1 protein-coding gene is annotated in these 456 nt (G+C 76.5%); it reads right to left on the bottom strand.

The genetic code is table 11. The features are described from left to right. Positions 1 to 302: biotin/lipoyl-containing protein (locus B7P34_RS36225; RefSeq protein ID WP_286157551.1), on the bottom strand; the 302-nt coding region annotated here is incomplete at its 3' end. Positions 303 to 456 lie beyond the last annotated feature (154 nt).

Below are 456 nucleotides of genomic sequence, written 5' to 3' on the forward strand. Positions count from 1 at the left end.
GGGGCGGCGGGGGCCGGAGCCGGAGCCGGGGCGGCGGCCGGAGCAGCCGGGGCGGCCGGAGCGGCAGCGGCCGGAGCCGCACCCGCGGCGCCGATCACGGCGAGCTTGGCGCCGACCTCGGCGACCTCGTCCTCACCGACGGCGATCTCGAGCAGCACGCCGGAGACCGGGGCCGGGATCTCGGTGTCGACCTTGTCGGTGGAGACCTCGAGCAGCGGCTCGTCGGCCTCGACCGTCTCGCCGACCTGCTTCAGCCAGCGGGTGACGGTGCCCTCGGTGACCGACTCGCCCAGCGCGGGCAGGACGACGTCGGTGCCCTGGGCGGCGCCTGCGGCCGGAGCCTCGGCGGCGGCCGGAGCGGCAGGCGCCTCCCGATCTCGGCAGCGGCGGCCCGCGCTTCATCAAGGGATTCGGTCGATTCGGCAATGTCTTCGAGTTCGCGAAGCCTGGCGGCGC

The organism is Streptosporangium nondiastaticum (assembly GCF_003011965.1).
Lineage (GTDB): Bacteria > Actinomycetota > Actinomycetes > Streptomycetales > Streptomycetaceae > Streptomyces > Streptomyces nondiastaticus.